This is a genomic window from Streptomyces sp. Tu6071 (genome assembly GCF_000213055.1).
GTDB lineage: Bacteria > Actinomycetota > Actinomycetes > Streptomycetales > Streptomycetaceae > Streptomyces > Streptomyces evansiae.
Genome location: NZ_CM001165.1, coordinates 4,872,809 through 4,890,065 on the forward strand (window position 1 = coordinate 4,872,809; position 17,257 = coordinate 4,890,065).

Sequence of the window (17,257 nt, forward strand, 5' to 3'; positions counted from 1 at the left end):
GACGACGGCGCCCGGCCCCCGCGCGCGTCCAGCTCGCCACCGCCCCCTGGCAGCCCCCCGTTGACGTATGCGCGTGCGGGCCGTCCCCAGGTCGGGGGCGGCCCGCACGTGGACGTACCGGGGGCGGCGGCTCAGTACGAGGAGCCCGCGACGCCCAGGGAGCCCGTCGGGTGCCACACCGTCTTCGTCTCCAGGACGGAGGTCATGCGGCGCAGGCCGGGTGTCGTGGTCCAGTCCTCGGCGGGTGCCGCGGGGCGCAGGACGCGCTTCAGGTTGTCCGCCGCCGCGATCTCCAGGTCCACGGCCTCCCGGCCGTCGGCGCCCGTGAGGTCGATCGCGTTGACGTCCTGGTGGGAGGCGAGCGTCGGGCCGAGGTCGGCGACACGGCCGCTGAGGATGTTCGCCGCGCCGCCGGGGACGTCCGAGGTGGCGAGGACCTCGCCGAAGGACAGGGCGGGCAGCGGACGCTCCTCGCTCGCCACGACGACGGCCGTGCAGCCCGTCGCGAGCACGGGCGCGAGCACCGAGACGAGGCCGAGCAGCGAGGACTCGCGCGGCGCGAGCACCGCGACGACTCCGCTCGGCTCCGGCGTCGACAGGTTGAAGTACGGGCCCGCCACCGGGTTCGCGCCGCCCACGACCTGCGCGAGCTTGTCGGTCCAGCCCGCGTACCAGACCCAGCGGTCCACGGCCGCGTCCACCTGGGCGCGCGCCGCGTCCCGGTCCAGGCCCTCCGCGTCGGCGACCTCGCGCGCGAACTGCTCGGCGCGCCCCTCCAGCATCTCCGCGACGCGGTAGAGGACCTGGCCCCTGTTGTACGCGGTCGCGCCGGACCAGCCCGCGAACGCCTTGCGCGCGGCGGCGACCGCGTCCCTGGCGTCCTTGCGCGTCGAGCGCGGGGCGTTGGCCAGCCACTCGCCGCGCGCGTCGCTCACCTCGTACACCCTGCCGCCCTCACTGCGGGGGAACTTCCCGCCGACGTACAGCTTGTAGGTCTTGAAGACGCCGAGGCGCGGGGCCGCGGCACCCGCCTGCGGGGCGGTGGCCCGCGGGGCGCCCGCCTGCGGGGCGGTGGCCTTCTCGCCGCCCTTCGGCTGCTTCCCGGCCGCGGACTTCCGCGCCGGGCGCTTCCCGGACGTGGACTTCTCGGACGTGGACTTCTCAGACATCGAGGTACGCCTCCAGACCGTGCCTGCCGCCCTCGCGGCCGTAACCCGACTCCTTGTAGCCGCCGAAGGGCGAGGTCGGGTCGAACTTGTTGAAGGTGTTGGCCCACACGACGCCCGCACGCAGCTTCTCGGCCACGGCGAGGATGCGGGAGCCCTTCTCGGTCCAGATGCCCGCCGAGAGCCCGTACGGCGTGTTGTTCGCCTTGGCGACGGCCTCCGCCGGGGTGCGGAAGGTGAGGACGGAGAGGACGGGGCCGAAGATCTCCTCGCGGGCGACGGTGTGCGCCTGCGTGACGTTCGTGAAGACGGTCGGGGCGAACCAGTAGCCCGAGCCGGGGAGTTCGCACGGGGCGCTCCAGCGCTCGGCGCCCTCCGCCTCGCCCTGGCCGGTCAACCGTGTGATGCGGTCGAGCTGTTCGGCGGAGTTGATGGCGCCGAGGTCGGTGTTCTTGTCGAGCGGGTCGCCCACGCGCAAGGTGGTGAGGCGCCGCTTGAGCGCGTCCACGACCTCGTCGTGCACCGACTCCTGCACGAGCAACCGCGAGCCCGCGCAGCACACTTGGCCCTGGTTGAAGAAGATCCCCGTGACGATGCCCTCGACGGCCTGCTCGACGGGCGCGTCGTCGAAGACGATGTTGGCGCCCTTGCCGCCGAGTTCGAGCGTCACGCGCTTCTCCGAGCCCGCGACCGTCCGGGCGATCTGCTTGCCGACCGCCGTCGAGCCCGTGAACGCGACCTTGTTCACGTCCGGGTGCGCGACGAGGGCCGCGCCCGCGTCCCCGTACCCGGGAAGGATGTTCACGACGCCCCTGGGCAGACCGGCCTGTTGGCAGATCTCGGCGAAGAACAGGGCACTCAGCGGGGTCGTCTCGGCGGGCTTGAGGACCACCGTGTTGCCCGCCGCGAGCGCGGGCGCGATCTTCCACGCGAGCATGAGCAGCGGGAAGTTCCACGGGATGACCTGGCCCGCGACCCCGAGCGGCTTCGGCGCGGGACCGAAGCCCGCGTGCTCCAGCTTGTCGGCCCAGCCCGCGTAGTAGAAGAAGTGCGCGGCGACGAGCGGGATGTCCGTGTCGCGCGTCTCCTTGATGGGCTTGCCGTTGTCGAGCGTTTCCAGGACGGCGAGTTCGCGCGCCCGCTCCTGCACGATCCGCGCGATGCGGAAGAGGTACTTGGCGCGCTCGGCGCCGGGGAGCGCGGCCCAGCCGGGGAAGGCGCGGCGCGCGGCGGCGACCGCGCGCGCGACGTCCTCCTCGCCCGCCCGCGCGACCTCGGAGAGGACCTCCTCGGTCGCCGGGGACACGGTCTTGAAGACCTCGCCGGAGGCGGAATCGGTGAACTCGCCGTCGATGAACAGCCCGTAGGAGGAGGCGAGGGCGACGGCGGCGCGTGACTCGGGCGCGGGCGCGTAGTCGGTGAAGGCCGGAGCGGGCCCGGCGGAAGGGGTCTCGTGTGCCATGGGTTCAGTCCACCGTCACGTAATCGGGGCCGGAGTAGCGGCCCGTGGCCAGCTTCTGGCGCTGCATGAGCAGGTCGCCGAGCAGCCCCGAGGCGCCGAAGCGGAACCAGGCGTTGCTCAGCCAGTCCTCGCCCGCCGTCTCGGCGACGAGGACGAGGAACTTGATCGCGTCCTTCGTGGTCCGGATGCCACCGGCCGGCTTCACCCCGACCTGTTCCCCGTGCGCCGCGCGGAAGTCCCGTACCGCCTGGAGCATGAGCAGCGTGTTCGCCGGGGTCGCGTTGACGCCGACCTTGCCCGTCGAGGTCTTGATGAAGTCCGCGCCGCCGAGCATCCCGAGCCACGAGGCGCGCAGGATGTTGTCGTACGTGGACAACTCCCCGGTCTCGAAGATGACCTTGAGCCGGGCGCGGGTCCCGATCGCCTCGCGCACGGCGACGATCTCCTCGTACACCTTCGCGTACCGGCCCGCGAGGAAGGCGCCGCGGTCGATGACCATGTCGATCTCGTCGGCGCCCGCCGCGAGCGCGGACTCGACGTCCGCGAGCTTCACGGCGAGCGGGGCGCGCCCGGCCGGGAACGCGGTCGCCACCGACGCGATACGGACCTCACTGCCCGCCAGCGTCTCCTTCGCCGTCGCGACCATGTCGGGGTAGACGCAGACGGCGGCGACGCGGGGCGCGGAGCGGTCGGTGGGGTCCGGGTGCAGCGCCTTGGCGGCGAGCGAACGGACCTTGCCGGGGGTGTCGGCGCCTTCGAGCGTCGTGAGGTCGATCATCGAGATCGCCAGATCGATCGCGCGGACCTTCGCGGCCGTCTTCACGGACCGCGTCCCGAGCGCGGCGGCACGCGCCTCCAGGCCGACCGGGTCGACACCGGGCAGGCCGTGCAGGAAGCGCCGCAACGAGGCGTCGGAGGCGCTCACTTCGGCGAACGCGGCCCCGGCGGCGGCCCGTGGCGCGGGGGAGGGGGCGGGGGGAGTCGTGGGCATACTCACCAGGGGAGCATATCTACGCGCGTAGCGGTCTGTACAGGGGGGTGCGGGGGCCCGGGACGGGCGCGAAGGGGCGCCCGCGCGGGGGTGTGGCGCCCGTGTCCGGCGGGGAGCCCGGAGCCTTGTGCGCCCGGTGGGGGAGAATCGGCGTATGACGACCCCCGACCCGGCCGCTCCCGAGCCCGACCCGGCCGCCCCCGAGCCCTCGCCGGCCGCCCCCGAGCCCTCGCCGGCCGCTCCCGACCGGATCTACCGCTCGCCCGCCGGCATCGCCGCCGGTGTCTTCCTGCTGATCCTGAGCGGGTGGCTGGGCGCCGACGCCATCATCCTGGGCGAAGGCCGCACCCCGTGGATCGCGATCGCCGCGCTGCTGTGCGTGATCCCGCTGATCACCGCCTTCACGCTGCGGCCCGCCGTGTACGCGAACACGGAGCGGCTGCGCGTCCGCAACCCCTTCCGCACGATCGTGCTGCCCTGGAAGGCCGTCGCCACGCTCCGCTCCGGCTACTCGAACGAGGTCGTCGACGCGGACGGCAAGGTCTTCCAGCTGTGGGCGCTCCCCGTCTCGCTGCGCGGCCGCAAGCGCGCGGCGCGCGCCGAGGCGCGCGCGATGAGCAGGGGGGAGGGGAAGGCGGGCCACACCGCCACCTCCGTGCACGAGGTCCGCCACCCGCAGGGCGACGTGGCCCTCGGCGAACTGCGCGAACTCGCGGGTGACACGGACTCCCCGCACCAGGGCCTCACCGAGGCGCGCTGGTGCTGGAGCGTCATCGCCCCGGCCGCCGCGGGCGCGCTCCTGCTGATCATCCTGCTGCTGGTCTGACCCGTCCTTCCCCCGCGCGCAGGAGCAGGGCAGCCCAGCTCCGGTACGGGTGCCAGCGCGCCGCGACGGGGGCGAGCGCGTCCGGCGTCCCCGGCAGGCCGTACGCCCGCGCCATCACCTCGTGCAGCCGGGGCTCCGCGCGGGGGAACAGGTCCGGGTGGCCCGCGCCCCTGACGAGGACCAGCTCCGCGCCGAAGGGGCCGATGCCGGGGAGTTCGCGCAGGCGGGCGAGGGCCTCCCCGGGCGGCAGGGCGCGGAGCGCCGCCGCGTCGAGACGCCCGTCCAGCGCCGCCTCGGCGAGCGCGTGCAGCCGCTGCGTCTTGACCGCGCTCAGGCCCGGTACGGGATCGAGGCCGCGCAGCACGCCGGGGACCGGGAACGCGTGCGCCGCCCGGCCCGCGACCGTCAGGGTCTCCCCGTACGTACGGGCCAGTCCGTCCTTCACCGCCGCCGCGCGCGTCATCCGCAGCCGGTTGTCGACCACGGCCCACGCGGCGGCCTCGTACGGCGAGTGGAAACACACCGGGCGCAGTCCCGGGAACTCCGCCTGGAGCCGCCCCACCAGGGGATCGGCCTCGCCCACGGCCGGGAACCCGCTCCCGTCCACGTCGAGCGACAGGACGCGCGCCACCTGGGCCCGTACGGCGGCGGGCGCGGCCCCGTCAGACGTCCAGGAGACCCGTACCGCTCCCGCGTCCCCGGGCTGCCGCACCGCGCAGCCGACGACGTGGAGGCCGTCGTCCGCCGGGAAGGCGAGCCGCAGGACGCCGTCGTCCTCGACGGGATGCGCGGCGGGCGTGAAGTCCGCCAGGAAGCGGAGGGCGGCGGACAGGGCGAAGGGCCCCTTCGGCGTCAGCGAAAACGTGGGCACGGCGGCTCGCCTTCCGGGCCCCGCACACGGGCGGCCCCACGTCCGACGCTGCCACGAAGGACGGGAGGCGGCACGGCGAGCGGGCGGCGCGGGCTTCTCGCCCCGCGCAGGGCACACCGGGGGCGCGCGCCCGCGTGCGGCGCCGGGCGTCCGGACCCGCCTGTGGTGCCGGGCGTCCGGACCCCGCCTGTGGTGCCGCTCGTCCGGCACCCGCGTCCGCCCCGCCGTCTACACCCCCGCCGCCGCCCCCACGTCCCGCTTCAGCTCGGCGAGCAGTGCCGTCGCGCGTTCCCGGGCCTCCGGCACCGGCAGCCCGGCCGGGAGGACGATCTCCAGGTAGCACTTGAGCTTCGGCTCGGTGCCGCTCGGCCGGACGACGACCCTGCCCCGTACGCCCTCCGGCGAGGAACCGGCTCCCTCCGGCGAGGAACCAGCTCCCTCCGGCGAGGGAGTGCCCAGGGTGTAGCGCAGTCCGTCCGTGGGGGGAAGGCCGTCCTTCGGGAGGCTGAGGTCGTCCGCCGAGGTGACGGTCAGGCCCGCGAGGCGCACGGGCGGGGACTGGCGCAGGCGGTCCATCGCTGCGGGGATGAGGGAGAGGTCGGCGACGCGGGCGGAGAGCTGCGCCGTCGCGTGCAGGCCGTGCTCGCGCGCGAGGTCGTCGAGCGCGTCGGAGAGCGTACGGCCCTCCTCCTTGAGGACGGAGGCGAACTCCGTGACGAGGAGCGCCGCCGTGATCCCGTCCTTGTCGCGCACGCCCTCGGGGTCCACGCAGTAGCCGAGCGCCTCCTCGTACCCGTACCGCAGCCCGGGGACCCGCGAGATCCACTTGAAGCCCGTCAGCGTCTCCGCGTGCGGGACCCCGGCCGCGCGGGCGAGGGTGCCGAGGAGCGTCGAGGAGACGATCGACTCGGCGAAGACGCCGCGCTCGCCGCGCCGCAGCAGGTGCGTGGCGAGCAGCGCGCCGACCTCGTCGCCCGTGAGCATCCGCCAGCCCGCGTCGGCCGAGGCGTCCGGCACGGCGACGGCGCAGCGGTCCGCGTCCGGGTCGTTCGCGACGATCAGGTCCGCGCCCTCGTGCGCCCGCGCCGTCGCGAACGCGAGGTCCATCGCGCCCGGTTCCTCCGGGTTGGGGAAGGCCACGGTCGGGAAGTCCGGGTCGGGCGCGGCCTGTTCGGCGACCGGCACGGGCGCGGGGAAACCGGCCCGCGCGAAGGCCGCCGTGACGGTCTCCGTGCCGACGCCGTGCAGCGCGGTGTGCACGACACGGGCGGTACGGGGCGAGCCGGGCGCGAGCACGGAGACCGCGCGCTCCACGTACGCCTCCAGTACCTCGTCCCCGAGTACCGTCCACCCGTCCTCGGCGCGCGGCACCTCCGCCAGCGCGTCGACCGCCTCGATCCCGGCGGCGATCTCGGCGTCCGCCGGAGCGACGATCTGCGAGCCCGCGCCCTCGCCGGGCTCCGGGTAGCCGAAGCCGAGGTAGACCTTGTAGCCGTTGTCGCGCGGCGGGTTGTGGCTCGCGGTGACCTCGACCCCGGCGACCGCGCCGAGGTGCCCGATCGCGAAGGCGAGGACGGGCGTGGGCAGGGGCCGGGGCAGGACGGCGGCGCGCAGTCCGGCGCCGGTCAGCACGGCGGCGGTGTCGCGCGCGAAGTCCGCCGACTTGTGGCGCGCGTCGTAGCCGACGACGACGAGCCCGTCCCCCTTGCCGTGCTCCCGCAGGAAGGCCGCGAGCCCGGCCGCGGCGCGGATCACGACGGCCCGGTTCATCCGTGAGGGACCCGCCCCCAGCTCGCCGCGCAGCCCCGCCGTGCCGAAGCGGAGCAGGCCCGCGAAGCGGTCCCGCAGCGCATCGAGGTCCTCCGCGTCGAGCAGCGCGGCCAGTTCGGCACGCGTGTCCGGGTCGGGGTCCTCGGCCAGCCAGCGGCGGGCACGGTCGATGAGGTCCTTCGCGTCGTCCTTGTCCACCACGGTGGTCGTGCCTTTCTCGGCTTCGGTGCGGCTGCTCGGTGCGGTGCGGTGCGCTGCGGCTGCTCGGCTTCGGTGCGGGGCGGCGGGCGGCCTCCGCGCGGCCGCCCGCTCCTCCGGAGGTCGTACGGGACTCGTACCCCGTACGGGGGAGGGACTCTCAGATGCGGTCGAGGACCTGACCGAGCAGCGCCCCCATGTGCGCGGCCGAGTCGCGGCCCGCCTGGAGGACCTCCTCGTGGTTGAGGGGCTCGCCCGTGAGGCCGGCGGCGAGGTTGGTGACGAGCGAGATGCCGAGCACCTCGGCCCCCGCCTCGCGCGCGGCGATCGCCTCGAGGACCGTGGACATGCCGACGAGGTCCCCGCCCATCGCGCGGACCATGCCGATCTCGGCGGGCGTCTCGTAGTGCGGACCGCGGAACTGCACGTACACGCCCTCTTCGAGCGTGGGGTCGATCTCCTTGCACAGCGCGCGCAGGCGCGGCGAGTAGAGGTCGGTGAGGTCCACGAAGTTCGCGCCGTGGATGGGCGAGGTCGCCGTGAGGTTGAGGTGGTCGCTGATCAGCACCGGCTGTCCGGGCCGCATCCCGGCGCGCAGGCCGCCGCAGCCGTTGGTGAGGACGATCGTCTTGCACCCGGCGGCCACCGCGGTGCGCACGTTGTGCGCGACCGCGTCCACGCCGCGGCCCTCGTAGTAGTGCGTGCGGCCGAGGAAGACGAGGGCGCGCTTGCCGCCGAGCCCGCTGTACGAGCGGATGCGGCCCGCGTGGCCCTCGACGGCGGGCGGCGGGAAACCGGGGAGGTCCGTGAAGGACAGGTCGTGGTCCGCCGTGCCGAGCGCCTCCGCGGCGGGCACCCAGCCCGAGCCCATCACCAGGGCCACGTCGTGCGTCTCGGCCCCCGTCAGCTCACCGAGCCGCGCGGCGGCGGCCCGAGCGGCGGCGAAGGGGTCGCCCTGGATGTCGTCCGGAATAACTGATGCGTTCACGCGAATGAGCGTAACCGCTCACAGCCTACGCGCGTAGACGTCGCTGATAACGACCTGATGTTGACTTGCCGGTAGGCGGGAACGAGCGCGTTCGGACGCGGAGCGGCCTGGTCAGGGCGTCGCGGGAGGGGGAGCGGCGCTCGTCGTGCGGCCCGGCGGCCTTGGCGTGAACCAGGCCCTCGCGGAGCCGGTTCCTCCGCGGTGCGGACCGGCACGCGCGGCCCCGGGCACCCGCGGCCCCGGGCGCGCGTTCAGCAGGGACGCTTGCGCAGTTCCATCACGTAGTCGTGCGGTGCCCCCGCCGATTCCGCCGCGTCGGCGATCTCGCCGAGGTAGCGCGCGGAGGGCAGGCCGCCCTCGTACCCGTTCAGCACGTAGAGCCACGAGGACTCCGTGCCCTCCAGGGTGTGGACGCGGACGCGGGCGCGGCGGTAGATGCCGAGGCCGACGCCCTCCCAGCCGTCCATCGCCTCCTCGTCGGGCGGCGCGATGTCGTACAGCGCCACGAAGACCTGCGAGGCCGGGTCCTCGACGACCGTGGCGAGCGCGCCCTCCCAGCCCATGTGCTCGCCGCCGAAGGTCAGCCGCCAGCCGTCGAGCCAGCCGGTGGCCCGCAGCGGGGAGTGCGGGGCACGGCGCGTCATCAGCCGCGCGTCGAGATTGCCTGCGTACGCAGCGTAGAGCGACATGACGTCGAGAGTACGGCAGACGGCGGAGGGAGGCGGGGGAGTCGCGGGAGGCGGACGCGTACGGGAGGGGACGGACCAGGGGGTGACCCGTTCCACACCCCGGACGGTGGGGCCGGGCGCGAAGCAATTTGGCGCGTGCGGGACAATGAAGTACGTGACTCGGATCGTGATTATCGGTGGCGGACCCGGCGGATACGAAGCGGCCCTCGTGGGCGCCCAGCTCGGCGCGGAGGTGACCGTCGTCGACTGCGACGGCCTCGGCGGGGCCTCGGTGCTCACCGACTGCGTGCCTTCGAAGACTCTCATCGCGACCGCCGAGGTGATGACGACCTTCGACTCCTCGTACGAGGAGCTGGGCATCCTCGTCGCCGACGACACCCCCCACATAGACCGCCCGGCGCGCGTCGTCGGGGTCGATCTCGGCAAGGTCAACCGCCGCGTCAAGCGCCTCGCGCTCGCCCAGTCGCACGACATCACCGCCTCCGTCACGCGCGCCGGGGCCCGCGTCCTGCGCGGCCGGGGCCGCCTGGAGGGCCAGCAGGACAGCGACGGCTCCCGCACGGTCGTCGTCACCGCGGCCGACGGCTCCGAGCAGCGCCTCACCGCCGACGCCGTCCTCATCGCGACCGGCGGGCACCCGCGCGAACTGCCCGACGCGCGCCCCGACGGGGAGCGCATCCTCAACTGGACGCAGGTCTACGACCTCGACGAGCTGCCCGAGGAACTCATCGTCGTCGGCTCCGGTGTCACGGGCGCCGAGTTCGCGGGCGCCTACCAGGCGCTCGGCTCGCGCGTCACCCTCGTCTCCTCGCGCGACCGCGTGCTGCCCGGCGAGGACCCCGACGCCGCCGCCGTCCTGGAGGACGTCTTCCGCCGTCGCGGCATGAACGTCATGGCCCGCTCGCGCGCCCAGGCCGTCAAGCGCGTCGGCGACCGCGTCGAGGTCACGCTCGCGGACGGCCGCGTCATCACGGGCTCGCACTGCCTCATGGCGGTCGGCGCGATCCCGAACACGGCGAACATCGGGCTGGAGGAGGCCGGGGTCAAGCTCAAGGACTCCGGGCACGTCAAGACCGACAAGGTCTCCCGCACGAGCGCCCCCGGCGTCTACGCGGCCGGCGACGTCACCGGCGTCTTCGCGCTCGCCTCCGTCGCCGCGATGCAGGGCCGCATCGCGATGTACCACTTCCTCGGCGACGCGGTCACCCCGCTCAACCTCAAGGCCGTCTCGTCGAACGTCTTCACGGACCCCGAGATCGCCACGGTCGGCTACAGCCAGGCCGACGTGGACGGCGGCCGTATCGACGCGCGCGTCGTGAAGCTCCCGCTGCTGCGCAACCCGCGCGCCAAGATGCAGGGCATCCGCGACGGATTCGTCAAGATCTTCTGCCGCCCGGGGACCGGCGTCGTCGTCGGCGGTACGGTCGTCGCCCCCCGCGCGAGTGAACTCATTCACCCCATCTCGATCGCTGTGGACAACAATCTGACCGTGGAACAGATCGCTAACGCGTTCACTGTGTACCCGTCGCTGTCCGGTTCGATCGCCGAGGTGGCCCGTCAGCTCCACACCGTCAAGCGCGCGGAGGAGCTGGCCTGAGGAGGCCGTACGCTCCCAACTCACCTGATCGGACGGGGCATCGGGCCATCGCGACGAAGCGGTGGCCCGTTGCCGTGACCGCCTCCGGCCGCCGCGTACGACCCCGTATACCACTTTCCCGGCCCCGACATGGACAACTTCCGTAACTCGGCGGAAAGTGGTGAACGCGGACAGTCATCCGCGTTACTGTCAGTTCCGTGTTCGCTGCTGAACGTCGTCAAATGATCCTTGAAATGGTGCGCGCCAACGGAGCCGTCTCGCTCCGGGAACTGGCCCGCGTCGTCCAGACCTCTGAAGTGACCGTACGGCGGGACGTGCGGGCGCTCGAAGCGGAAGGACTGCTCGATCGCAGGCACGGGGGCGCCGTGCTCCCCGGTGGCTTCGCGCGCGAGACCGGCTTCCCGCAGAAGACCCATCTCGCGTCGGCCGAGAAGGCCGCGATCGCCGAACTCGCGGCCGAGTTCGTCGAGCCCGGCGAGGCCGTCGTGATCGGCGCCGGGACCACGACGCAGGAGCTGGCCCGCCGCCTCGCGCGCGTCGCCGGTCTCACCGTCGTGACCAACTCCCTCCTCGTCGCCCAGGCCCTCGCGCACGCCAACCGTGTCGAGGTCGTCATGACCGGGGGCACCCTGCGCGGCACCGACTACGCCCTCGTCGGCAGCGGGGCCGAGCAGTCCCTCCAGGGCCTGCGCGTCTCGCGCGCGTTCCTCTCGGGCAGCGGTCTCACCTCGGACCGCGGCCTGTCCACCGCCAACATGCTCTCGGCGAGCGTCGACCGGGCGCTCGTCCAGTCGGCCGCCGAGGTCGTCGTCCTCGCCGACCACACCAAGCTCGGCACCGACACCATGTTCCAGACCGTGGCGCCCGACCTCATCACCCGCCTCGTCACCGACGAGCCGGCCCCCGGCGAGGAGCGCGCGGCGACGGAGTTGCAGGCCCTCGCCGACCAGGGCGTGCACATCTCCCTCGCGGGCCCGCACGCCCCCGCGCCCCGTCCCCGCACCCGCGACGTCGGCCTCCCGGGCCAGCGCCGCGCCCAGCCCCCGACCCGCCCCCACACCCACCGCCCCCCGGGCACGGCGGGCGCCATGGGCGAGCAGGGCGGGGCGGGACAGGGGGAGCGCGGCAGGGCGGTGGACGCGCACCGGCGGTAACGGGGACGGGACGGCGGTACGGGCGCGACCGTGCCCTTGTCGGGGCACTGCCGAGGCCCCTCGGGGGTACTGCCGGGGCCCTCCGGAGCACTGCCGGGCTCCCCGCGCCGGGCGCTCCCCGGAAGGACCGCCTCCGGAACCGCCCGGTGTCCGGGGGCGTCTTCGGGGGCAGTCGTTCCGTCGTCGTCCCCCCACACCGAGGAGCGCTCCATGAGCTTCGCCCTGTCCGGCAGCGCCGCCGCCCCCCGTTTCGCGCGGGTGGCGCTCCCCGCGCGGTTCCTGGTCGGGGCTCTGGGGGCGGTGGTGCTCGCGCGGCTCGTGCTCCTCGTCTGGGAGTTGCGCCTGCACGCGGGTCCGCGTCCGCCCGCGCCGCCCGGCGACGCGGACGAGGGGTACCACCGGGTCCCCACGGGCCTGGAGGAGCAGTACCACTACCTCGGCCTGCTCACGATCCTGACGCTCGTCGTCTGCGCCGCCGGCTTCATGTACTGGCTCCAGGCGATGCGGGACAACGCCGACATCCTCGCCCCCGAGGCGCAGCGCCACTCGCGCCCGTGGTTGTGGTTCTCGTGGATCGTCCCCGGGATCTCCTTCTGGTTCCCGCGCGACGTCGTCGTGGACATCTGGCGCGCGGCGGCCCCCCGCGGCGGGAACCCGGCGGAGCGCCGCACCCCGTGGTGGATCAACGCGTGGTGGCTGCTCCTGCTGGCCGCCGCCGCGATGCTCCTCATCACGGAGAACCTGCGCGACGACGGGCAGCCCGAGGCCGACCTGGTCCACGACGCCTTCCGCAGCGTGCTGGCCACCGACGTCCTCCTCGTCGCCGCCGCCGTCCTCGCGATCGTCCTCGTCCTGCGGATGACCCGCGACCAGGAGGCCCGGACCAGGGCCTGAGGGTTGCGCAGCCCGGCCGCAAGCCCGGGGCGGACGGCGGTACGGGAACGGGCGGGACCCCGACGCGGGGTCCCGCCCGTTCCCGTACCGGCCGCGGCGCGCGGCCTCCGGATCAGTCCTTGATCTCGCAGATGACCGTGCCCGAGCTGAGCGAGGCGCCGACCGCGACGTCGAGGCCCTTGACCGTGCCCGAGCGGTGGGCCGTCAGGGGCTGCTCCATCTTCATGGCCTCCAGGACCACGATCAGGTCGCCCTCCTTGACCTCCTGGCCCTCCTCGACGGCGACCTTCACGATCGTGCCCTGCATCGGCGAGGCGAGCGTGTCGCCCGAGGCGGCCGGGCCGCTCTTGCGGGCCGCGCGGCGCTTCGGCTTGGCACCGGCCGCGAGGCCCGTACGGGCGAGGGACATGCCGAGGCGGGCCGGGAGGGAGACCTCCAGGCGCTTGCCGCCGACCTCGACGACGATGTTCTCGCGGTCCTCGTCGTCGGCGGAGCCGTCGGCCGGGGCCGCGAAGGGCTTGATGTCGTTGACGAACTGGGTCTCGATCCAGCGGGTGTGGATCGTGAACGGGTCCGTGGAGCCGGTCAGTTCGGGCGCGAAGGCCGGGTCCTTGACGACGGCGCGGTGGAAGGGGATCGCCGTGGCCATGCCCTCGACGCGGAAGTCCGCGAGGGCGCGCGCGGCGCGCTCCAGGGCCTCCTTGCGGGTGCGGCCCGTGACGATCAGCTTCGCGAGGAGCGAGTCCCACGCGGGGCCGATGACCGTGCCGGACTCGACGCCCGCGTCCAGGCGCACGCCGGGGCCGCTCGGCGGCGCGAAGAGCGTGACCGTGCCGGGGGCGGGCAGGAAGCCGCGTCCCGGGTCCTCGCCGTTGATCCGGAACTCGAAGGAGTGGCCGCGCAGCGCGGGGTCGTCGTAGCCCAGTTCCTCGCCGTCGGCGATGCGGAACATCTCGCGCACCAGGTCGATGCCCGAGACCTCCTCGGTCACCGGGTGCTCGACCTGGAGGCGTGTGTTGACCTCCAGGAAGGAGATCGTGCCGTCGTTGCCGACGAGGAACTCGACGGTCCCCGCGCCGACGTAGCCGGCCTCCTTGAGGATCGCCTTCGAGGCGCTGTAGAGCTCGGCGACCTGCGCCTCGCTGAGGAACGGCGCGGGCGCCTCCTCGACGAGCTTCTGGTGGCGGCGCTGGAGCGAGCAGTCGCGGGTCGAGACGACGACGACGTTGCCGTGCTGGTCGGCGAGGCACTGCGTCTCGACGTGCCGGGGGCGGTCGAGGTAGCGCTCGACGAAGCACTCGCCGCGCCCGAAGGACACGACGGCCTCGCGCACCGCCGAGTCGTACAGCTCGGGGACCTCTTCGAGCGTGCGGGCGACCTTGAGGCCGCGACCGCCGCCGCCGAAGGCCGCCTTGATCGCGATGGGGAGCCCGTGCTCCCGCGCGAAGGCCACGACCTCCTCGGCGCCCGAGACCGGGTCGGGCGTGCCCGCGACGAGCGGGGCACCGGCGCGCTGGGCGATGTGGCGCGCGGCGACCTTGTCGCCGAGGTCGCGGATCGCGGCGGGGGGCGGGCCGATCCAGGTGAGCCCGGCGTCGAGGACGGCCTGGGCGAACTCGGCGTTCTCGGAGAGGAAGCCGTACCCGGGGTGCACGGCGTCGGCACCGGACTCGGCGGCGGCGTGCAGCACCTTCGCGATGTCGAGGTAGCTCGTCGCGGGCGTGTCACCGCCCAGCGCGTACGCCTCGTCGGCCGCGCGCACGTGCGGCGCGTCCCGGTCCGGCTCCGCGTACACCGCGACGCTGCCGATGCCCGCGTCCCGGCAGGCCCGGGCGACACGAACGGCGATTTCACCGCGGTTGGCGATGAGCACCTTGCGCACGATGGCTCCCTTTTCTCGCTCTTCGTCCCTGTGGGCGGGCCCCAGCACGGGACGCGTACGAACACGCCGAGTTTAGGGACAGCCGACACGAGGCGCCGGAGGCGATCCGGTGGTGAGTTTGCCCACACCGGCCGCCCCGCTACCCCTCATGACCGGACGAAAGTCCATGTACAGGGCCCTGAATCACCTCAGCGTAGCTCTGCGGGGCGGGCAGGGTCTCTGTCCGCCCGCGCCGCGAGGAGGGGGGTTTCTTTGTGGGGACCCGACGAAAGGGCCCGGGATTCTTTGCGCGGCGCCTTTCCGGGCGCCTCGCGCGAACCCTTGCCGGGCCGCCTACCCGCCAGTAGCGTGCTCCAGGACCATGCGTACCCCCGGTAACAGTGGTGCGGGGGCGGAACGGAAGCGGGGTGCCGACGATGACGCGGACCGTGGCGGCCTGGGCGACGGGCCTCGTCCTGTTGCTGGAGACCTTCGGGATCGTCCTGCTGTGCCTCACGCTCGGCGCCGTCGTCGACAACCAGTCCATGTCCCTCGCGGGCACCGACCCCGACGCCGTCGTGACCGGCTCGTACGTCCTCGCCGTCGTCGCCGGGCTCTTCCTCTGCGCCTGCGCCTTCGTCGCCCTGCGCTGCGCGCTGCGCCGCCACGCACCGGGCCGGACGGGCCGCGTCCTGCTGATCGTCGCGGCCGTCGTGCACGGGGTGCTCGCGGCGGTCTCCCTCGCGCTCCTCGGGCTCCCCGTCTTCCTCGGCCTGCTCCTCGTCCTCGCGCTGCTCGTCCTCATCCTCGTGAGCCCGGACGAGGCGCCCGCGAGCGCGCCGCGCCGCGAGGTCAGTCCTTCCACAGCTCCGTGATGCCGACGCCCAGTTCGCGCAGGAGCGTGCGCAGGGTGGGCAGCGAGAGGCCGAGCACGTTGCCGTGATCGCCCTCGATGCCGTCCACGAACGGGGCCGAGCGCCCGTCGAGCGTGAACGCCCCCGCGACGTACAGCGGTTCACCGCTCGCCACGTACGCGGCGATCTCCGCGTCGTCCGGCGTCCCGAAACGCACCGCCGTCGAGGCGGTCACCGAGGCGCGCGCGCCGGAGCCGGTGTCGATCACGCAGTGCCCGGTACGGAGCACCCCGGTGCGCCCGCGCATCGCCTTCCACCGCGCCGCGGCCTCCTCGGCGTCGGCGGGCTTCCCGTACGCGACGCCGTCGAGGTCGAGCACCGAGTCGCACCCGACGACGAGCGCGCCCTTCGCGTCCTCGCGAGCGGCGACCACCGCTGCCTTCGCCTCGGCGAGCACGAGCGCCAGTTCGCCCGGTGTCGGCGCGCTGATCGCCTCCTCGTCGACGCCGCTCAGGATCACCTCGGGATCGAGCCCGGCCTGCCGCAACAGGCCGAGCCGCGCGGGGGACTGCGAGGCGAGGACGAGGCGGCGGCGGGGGGCGGGCGAGGGCGAACCGAGTGCGGGCATGGAAGTGATCGTAGGCCGTGCGCCGGGCGCGCTCACACGTATCCTCCCAGCCCCAGAAGGAGCATCGCGAGCACCATGACGCAGGCGAGGAGCACGCCCGCGCGGTGCAGCTTCCGTTGCGCCGCCCGCCACTCCTCGGGCGGCTCCTGTTGATCCCGATCCGACCACAGCATGGGTTCCAGGCTGCGTCCGCGGGGTGCCGCGCGCCTGAGTACGCGTACCTAATGGGGCCGTGGGCACGGGGCGCGCGGCGAGGACCGCGGGGGCGCGCGGGCGAGCGGGGCGCGCCGGGGGTGCGTGGGGTGGGAGTGAGGGGCGTGCACCGTGGTGGGGGTGGGGCCGGGCGGGGAGGCCCGTGAACCGTGGTGGGGTAGGGGCATGAGCAACCCGTACTCCGATCTCGACCGTCCCCCGCTGCACGCCACCGCGCTGCGCCGCGCGCTCGTGCGGCCCGGCGGGCTCTGGACCGCGCTCGATGTCGTGCCCCGTACCGGCTCCACCAACACCGACCTGCGCGAACGCTCCGCGGGCGCTCCCGAGGGCACGGTCCTCGTCGCCGAGGAGCAGACCGGCGCCCGGGGCAGGCTCGACCGTCGCTGGAGCGCGCCGCCGCGCTCCGGGCTCTTCTTCTCGGTCCTGCTCCGCCCCGAGGTGCCGCCCGCGCGGCTCGGCTGGCTGCCGCTCCTCGCCGGAGTCGCGCTCGCCACCGCCCTCTCGCGCGCCGCCGGGGTCGACACGGCCCTCAAATGGCCCAACGACCTCCTCCTGACCGTCGGAGGGGAGGAGCGCAAGGCGGCCGGCATCCTCGCCGAGGCCACCCCGGACGGCGCCGTCGTCCTCGGTATCGGCCTCAACGTGTCGCTGCGCGCCGACGAACTGCCCGTCCCCACCGCCGGTTCCCTCGCCCTCGCCGACGCCGTCACGACCGACCGCGACCCGCTGCTCCGCGCGGTCCTGCGCTCCCTCGCCGACTGGTACGAGCGCTGGCGCGAGGCGGACGGGGACCCGGTCGCCTGCGGGCTCCAGGCCGCCTACGCCGCCGGGTGCTCGACGCTCGGGCGGCAGGTGCGGGCGGAGCTGCCCGGGGACGCCGAGCTGATCGGCGAGGCCGTGGCGCTCGACGGGGACGGCAGGCTCGTCCTCGTGACCCCGGGGGGCGCACAGGAGGCCGTGGGGGCGGGGGACATCGTCCATCTGCGCCCCGTCCCGCACCCGGAGGAACGACAGGGCGGCTCGGGCGACGAGTGAGCCAGGGCACACCTGCCGTATCGTGGAGCGCGGTCGTGGCGTTGGCCCGCGGCAGAGGGG

16 protein-coding genes are annotated in these 17,257 nt (G+C 74.2%); 6 read left to right on the forward strand and 10 right to left on the reverse strand.

Going from position 1 to position 17,257, the window contains the following annotated elements; all coding sequences use genetic code 11:
• Positions 1-131 precede the first annotated feature (131 nt).
• The 3 genes from STTU_RS20525 to deoC are packed head-to-tail and all read right to left on the reverse strand — an operon-like array spanning position 132 to position 3,619.
• Positions 132-1,169 carry an aldehyde dehydrogenase family protein gene (locus tag STTU_RS20525; protein ID WP_043255826.1) on the reverse strand — a complete coding sequence of 346 codons (1,038 nt, stop codon included), beginning with the start codon at positions 1,167-1,169 and terminating at the stop codon, positions 132-134.
• A complete protein-coding gene (locus tag STTU_RS20530; protein WP_007826350.1) occupies positions 1,162-2,628 on the reverse strand; it encodes an aldehyde dehydrogenase family protein in 1,467 nt (488 codons plus the stop codon). The genes STTU_RS20525 and STTU_RS20530 overlap by 8 nt, the downstream gene beginning before the upstream one ends.
• Before the next feature lie 4 nt (positions 2,629-2,632).
• Entirely contained in the window at positions 2,633-3,619 is a 987-nt protein-coding gene (gene deoC / locus STTU_RS20535) for a deoxyribose-phosphate aldolase (protein ID WP_007826351.1), read from the reverse strand.
• A 154-nt stretch (positions 3,620-3,773) separates the two neighbouring features.
• Between deoC and STTU_RS20540 the strand changes: the two genes are divergently transcribed.
• Positions 3,774-4,445, forward strand: coding sequence for a PH domain-containing protein (locus STTU_RS20540; protein ID WP_043255828.1), 672 nt, complete (start codon positions 3,774-3,776; stop codon positions 4,443-4,445).
• Here STTU_RS20540 and STTU_RS20545 read toward each other — a convergent pair.
• From STTU_RS20545 to STTU_RS20560, 4 genes are all read right to left on the reverse strand, one after another.
• A complete protein-coding gene (locus STTU_RS20545; protein ID WP_007826353.1) occupies positions 4,426-5,316 on the reverse strand; it encodes a DNA-3-methyladenine glycosylase family protein in 891 nt (296 codons plus the stop codon). The two genes, STTU_RS20540 and STTU_RS20545, sit on opposite strands and share 20 nt — an antisense overlap.
• 228 nt (positions 5,317-5,544) lie before the next feature.
• On the reverse strand, positions 5,545-7,287 hold the full coding sequence (locus tag STTU_RS20550; protein WP_007826354.1) for a phospho-sugar mutase: 1,743 nt from the start codon (positions 7,285-7,287) through the stop codon (positions 5,545-5,547).
• A gap of 157 nt (positions 7,288-7,444) precedes the next feature.
• Complete coding sequence (locus tag STTU_RS20555) at positions 7,445-8,272, reverse strand: purine-nucleoside phosphorylase (protein WP_007826355.1); 828 nt, start codon at positions 8,270-8,272, stop codon at positions 7,445-7,447.
• A 251-nt stretch (positions 8,273-8,523) separates the two neighbouring features.
• Positions 8,524-8,961, reverse strand: a complete 438-nt coding sequence (locus STTU_RS20560; RefSeq protein WP_009065914.1) for a gamma-glutamylcyclotransferase — start codon at positions 8,959-8,961, stop codon at positions 8,524-8,526.
• A 145-nt stretch (positions 8,962-9,106) separates the two neighbouring features.
• On the opposite strand from STTU_RS20560, the gene STTU_RS20565 reads away from it, so the two are divergent.
• From STTU_RS20565 to STTU_RS20575, 3 genes are all read left to right on the forward strand, one after another.
• Positions 9,107-10,558, forward strand: a complete 1,452-nt coding sequence (locus STTU_RS20565) for an NAD(P)H-quinone dehydrogenase (RefSeq protein ID WP_007826357.1) — start codon at positions 9,107-9,109, stop codon at positions 10,556-10,558.
• 221 nt (positions 10,559-10,779) lie between these two features.
• Positions 10,780-11,712: a DeoR/GlpR family DNA-binding transcription regulator gene (locus STTU_RS20570; protein WP_007826359.1), complete on the forward strand. Its 933-nt coding sequence runs from the start codon at positions 10,780-10,782 to the stop codon at positions 11,710-11,712.
• 210 nt (positions 11,713-11,922) lie between these two features.
• Entirely contained in the window at positions 11,923-12,606 is a 684-nt protein-coding gene (locus STTU_RS20575; RefSeq protein WP_007826360.1) for a DUF4328 domain-containing protein, read from the forward strand.
• A gap of 112 nt (positions 12,607-12,718) precedes the next feature.
• Here STTU_RS20575 and STTU_RS20580 read toward each other — a convergent pair whose 3' ends face one another.
• Positions 12,719-14,488, reverse strand: coding sequence for an acetyl/propionyl/methylcrotonyl-CoA carboxylase subunit alpha (locus STTU_RS20580; protein ID WP_007826361.1), 1,770 nt, complete (start codon positions 14,486-14,488; stop codon positions 12,719-12,721).
• 416 nt (positions 14,489-14,904) lie between these two features.
• Here STTU_RS20580 and STTU_RS20585 point away from each other — a divergent pair, with 416 nt between their 5' ends.
• Positions 14,905-15,342 (forward strand): hypothetical protein, encoded by a 438-nt coding sequence (locus STTU_RS20585; protein WP_202531590.1) that lies wholly within the window; start codon positions 14,905-14,907, stop codon positions 15,340-15,342.
• Here the strand turns inward: STTU_RS20585 and STTU_RS20590 are convergent.
• Both STTU_RS20590 and mmpB read right to left on the reverse strand, forming a co-directional pair.
• On the reverse strand, positions 15,320-15,949 hold the full coding sequence (locus STTU_RS20590; RefSeq protein WP_007826364.1) for a Maf family protein: 630 nt from the start codon (positions 15,947-15,949) through the stop codon (positions 15,320-15,322). The two genes, STTU_RS20585 and STTU_RS20590, sit on opposite strands and share 23 nt — an antisense overlap.
• Before the next feature lie 32 nt (positions 15,950-15,981).
• The gene (gene mmpB / locus STTU_RS34995; RefSeq protein ID WP_007826366.1) at positions 15,982-16,122 is read right to left on the reverse strand and encodes a morphogenic membrane protein MmpB; all 141 of its coding nucleotides are present in this window, start codon (positions 16,120-16,122) and stop codon (positions 15,982-15,984) included.
• A 205-nt stretch (positions 16,123-16,327) separates the two neighbouring features.
• On the opposite strand from mmpB, the gene STTU_RS20595 reads away from it, so the two are divergent.
• Positions 16,328-17,197, forward strand: coding sequence for a biotin--[acetyl-CoA-carboxylase] ligase (locus STTU_RS20595; protein WP_007826368.1), 870 nt, complete (start codon positions 16,328-16,330; stop codon positions 17,195-17,197).
• Positions 17,198-17,257 lie beyond the last annotated feature (60 nt).

Bases quoted from the DNA above. Each gene is read 5' to 3' on its own strand.
- STTU_RS20525 (WP_043255826.1), bottom strand. From the start codon at position 1,169: ATGTCTGAGAAGTCCACGTCCGAGAAGTCCACGTCCGGGAAGCGCCCG.
- STTU_RS20530 (WP_007826350.1), bottom strand. From the start codon at position 2,628: ATGGCACACGAGACCCCTTCCGCCGGGCCCGCTCCGGCCTTCACCGAC.
- deoC (WP_007826351.1), bottom strand. From the start codon at position 3,619: ATGCCCACGACTCCCCCCGCCCCCTCCCCCGCGCCACGGGCCGCCGCC.
- STTU_RS20540 (WP_043255828.1), top strand. From the start codon at position 3,774: ATGACGACCCCCGACCCGGCCGCTCCCGAGCCCGACCCGGCCGCCCCC.
- STTU_RS20560 (WP_009065914.1), bottom strand. From the start codon at position 8,961: ATGTCGCTCTACGCTGCGTACGCAGGCAATCTCGACGCGCGGCTGATG.
- STTU_RS20565 (WP_007826357.1), top strand. From the start codon at position 9,107: ATGAAGTACGTGACTCGGATCGTGATTATCGGTGGCGGACCCGGCGGA.
- STTU_RS20570 (WP_007826359.1), top strand. From the start codon at position 10,780: ATGATCCTTGAAATGGTGCGCGCCAACGGAGCCGTCTCGCTCCGGGAA.
- STTU_RS20575 (WP_007826360.1), top strand. From the start codon at position 11,923: ATGAGCTTCGCCCTGTCCGGCAGCGCCGCCGCCCCCCGTTTCGCGCGG.
- STTU_RS20585 (WP_202531590.1), top strand. From the start codon at position 14,905: ATGACGCGGACCGTGGCGGCCTGGGCGACGGGCCTCGTCCTGTTGCTG.
- STTU_RS20590 (WP_007826364.1), bottom strand. From the start codon at position 15,949: ATGCCCGCACTCGGTTCGCCCTCGCCCGCCCCCCGCCGCCGCCTCGTC.
- mmpB (WP_007826366.1), bottom strand. From the start codon at position 16,122: ATGCTGTGGTCGGATCGGGATCAACAGGAGCCGCCCGAGGAGTGGCGG.
- STTU_RS20595 (WP_007826368.1), top strand. From the start codon at position 16,328: ATGAGCAACCCGTACTCCGATCTCGACCGTCCCCCGCTGCACGCCACC.